The organism is Curtobacterium sp. B8 (genome assembly GCF_000333315.1).
GTDB classification, from domain to species: Bacteria; Actinomycetota; Actinomycetes; order Actinomycetales; family Microbacteriaceae; genus Curtobacterium; species Curtobacterium luteum.
Genome location: NZ_BACW01000218.1, coordinates 1 through 3,120, shown reverse-complemented (window position 1 = coordinate 3,120; position 3,120 = coordinate 1). Strand labels below are relative to the sequence as shown.

General features: G+C 72.9%; 3 protein-coding genes. All 3 read right to left on the bottom strand.

The genetic code is table 11. The features are described from left to right. Positions 1 to 13 precede the first annotated feature (13 nt). The gene (locus I59_RS05535) at positions 14 to 1,783 is read right to left on the bottom strand and encodes a chloride channel protein (RefSeq protein ID WP_022903020.1); all 1,770 of its coding nucleotides are present in this window, start codon (positions 1,781 to 1,783) and stop codon (positions 14 to 16) included. Positions 1,784 to 1,851: 68 nt separating this feature from the next. Next, complete coding sequence (locus I59_RS05530) at positions 1,852 to 2,301, bottom strand: MarR family winged helix-turn-helix transcriptional regulator (protein WP_175328014.1); 450 nt, start codon at positions 2,299 to 2,301, stop codon at positions 1,852 to 1,854. Between the two features lie 21 nt (positions 2,302 to 2,322). Further along, complete coding sequence (locus I59_RS05525; RefSeq protein WP_022903018.1) at positions 2,323 to 3,027, bottom strand: DUF4396 domain-containing protein; 705 nt, start codon at positions 3,025 to 3,027, stop codon at positions 2,323 to 2,325. Positions 3,028 to 3,120 lie beyond the last annotated feature (93 nt).

Genomic DNA, 3,120 nt, shown 5'->3' with positions numbered 1-3,120 from the left:
AGCCTCCAGTCCGTCACCGAGCGAGGACCAGAGCCCGCAGCGCGTCCGCCTGCCCGAGCCACCCGACCGGGCGGCCGTCCTCGTCGACGACCGGGAGTCCGGCGGTGTCCGACGCGTCCACCACGTCCTGCACGACGGTGTCGAGCCCGGCGTCGCTGCGGACCGGGACGACGTCGGACAGCACGTCCGTCACCGGGCGGGCCGCGAACTCCACGTCCGTGAGCACCGCGTCCCCGGCGGACCGCGCGGACACGACCCCGGCGAAGCGTCCGTCGGCGTCCAGGACGACGACGGGCGCGCCGCCCCCGGACTCCAGGGCTGCGAGCGCGTCGGCCGCGCTCGCAGCCCTGGACACCACCGGGCCGAGCGGCCGTGCTGCTCCTCCGGCGGTCCGGCCGGAGGGACGTCGGACCGCGAGCGCGGAGTCGGTCAGGTCGACGCCGCGGCGACTGAGCTTGAGCGTGTAGACGGTGTCGCGTGAGAGGACCTTCGACACCGCGGTCGCGATGACGACCGCCACGACGACGGGCAGCACCAGGGCGTAGTCACCGGTCAGCTCGAAGAGCATGATGCCCGCCGTGATCGGTGCCCTCGTCGACCCCGCGAAGACGGCCCCCATCCCCACGACCGCGAACGCCCCGACCTGCCCGTGCAGGGCCGGGTCGACCGTCGCCGCGACCTCGCCGAACGCTGCACCGACCATCGCGCCGATGAACAGCGACGGCGCGAAGACCCCGCCGGAGCCGCCGATGCCGAGGGTCAGCGACGTGGCGAGGACCTTGCCGACGACGAGCACGGCGAGGAAGCCGAGCGCGTACTGCCCGGCCACGCCGTGCTCCAACACCGGGTAGCCGACGCCGTACATCTGCGGCAGCGCGAGCAGGAGCAGACCGAGGAGCACACCGCCGACCGCGGGCCGGAGCCACTCGGGGCCACGGGTCGCCTTCCAGAGCAGGTCGCAGGCGTCCTCGACGAGGTACAGCACCCGCGTGAAGCCGATGCCCACCGCCCCGGCGACGAGCCCGAGCAACGCGAACAGGAGGTACTCCGGCGGCGTGACCCCAGCGATGGCGGGCAGGTGCAGGAACGCCGAGTCGCCGAAGACCGCGCGCCCGACGAGCGCGGCCGTCACGCTCGCGATCGCCACCGCGCCGAAGGACGTCGGGGTGAAGTCGCGGAGGAGCAGTTCGAGGGCGAAGAAGATCCCCGCGACCGGGGCGTTGAACGTCGCCGAGATGCCGCCGGCCGCACCGCACGCGACGAGCGTCTTCACGCGGACCTCGGGCATCCGGGCCCACCGGCCGATCGTCGAGCCCAGCGCCGAGCCGATCTGGATGATGGGTCCCTCCCGGCCGACCGAGCCGCCGGCGCCGATGCAGATCGCGCTCGCGAGGGCCTTCACGACGGCGACGCTGCCACGGATCCGGCCGCCGTTCCGGTCCACCGCGAACATCACCTCGGGGACGCCGTGGCCGCGGGCCTCACGGGCGAAGCGGTGGATGAGCGGGCCGTAGAGGAGCCCGCCGACGACCGGCGCGACGACCACGAAGCCGGCGCCGAGCCACGGGACCCATGGGTTCGCCGGGTGCCCGGTGGTGGCGGAGTAGTCCGCGTGCCCGCTGAAGACCCGGGTGGCGTGCATGATGAGCCACCGGAAGACGACGGCGGCGACCCCGGCTCCGGCGCCGACGACGAGTGCCGGGAGCGCCAGGCGGACGGCGGCTCCGCCGAAGCGGGTCCCGGCGACGCGGACGTGGGAACGGGCAGGAGCGGATGTCGACACGGTCCTCCATCAGTTGTACGGACACAACGATTGTACGCGTACAACTCTGCGGCGTCGAGTGACGGAGATCAGCCCCCGAACGCGGAGACCTCCTCGGGCAGCGGCTCGTCCATCGCCCTGCGGAGCGCCCGCATGCCCGCGATCACCGCCGGTCGGTCCGGTTCGGGCACCCGCTCGAGGACCTGGGCGAGCTCCCGACTGCGCCGCTCGCTGACCTCGTCGACGAGCGCCCGACCCTGCTCGGTCGCGGCGATGAGCACCTCGCGCCGGTTCGTCGAGCCCGGTCGACGCTCCACCCAGCCGCCGGACACCAGTCGGTCAACGTTCCGCGTGAGCGTCGATGGGCCCACCGCCAGACGTTCGGCGAGGTCACCGGCACGCGTCGGGCCGAGCGTCGTGACGAGGACGATGAGGCGGAACTGCGGCACCGTGACGTGCTCCAGCGCCGACGTCAGCGACCTCGCGACGACGCCGAGCAGTCCGCGGGATGCTGCGAGGACTTCATCGAGGTCGGCCATGCTGCCCATCCTCGCAGCCCGTCACATCGCATCCTTGATGCCGCGGCGGACCAGCCAGGCGTTCACCGGGTACGCGCACACGAAGCCGGCCACCATCGCGAGCTGCATCGCCACCCAGAACTCCGGGGAGAATACACTCGCCCGGCCGCCGAACAGCGCCGGGAACACGGCGAGCTGCCAGACCGCCATGAGCCCGTACATGCCGATCTGCCACGCGACGATGCTGAGCGTGTCGGCCTTCAGGGCCGCGACGAGTCCGGCGCGGACGCCGAGGCCGCGCATCGGGGCGATGGCGAAGTACTGGAAGCCGATGCCGAGCAGGTACGCGAGCACGAAGTCCACGACCCACCCGGCGACCATGCGGTCCTGGTACAGCGAGCCGAGCCCGACAAGGGTCCCGATCGCGGGGAACCAGGCGAGGCCGAACTCGCCGAGCAGGTCACCGAGTGCACAGCCGGCGCCGCAGTGGCTGGTGTCGATCGCGGTGCCCGCCCAACGCCCGTGGTCGGCCGCTGTGGCCCGGCCCCGGCGGAGGTAGAAGACGAGCCAGACGACACTGCCGAACAGCATCGTGAGCGGCCACACGAGCGCCATGACCCGCATCTGCGGCGGGTGCCGGACGACGTCGAACGCGACGAACACCGCGCAGGCGACCGCGACGGCCAGGAGCACCGCGCAGAGCGCGGTGAGCGGGGACGGGAAGGCAGGCGCACCCAGCTCGACCACGCGACACCTCCGGACTTGTACGGCTACAACGACGGACCGAGCCTACGGTCGGGCCGATCCGCCGTTCCCAGCCGGGTGGGCGACGGACGGGAG

Coding starts and splice junctions, on each gene's coding strand:
- I59_RS05530 (WP_175328014.1), bottom strand. CDS start 2,301: ATGGCCGACCTCGATGAAGTCCTCGCAGCATCCCGCGGACTGCTCGGC.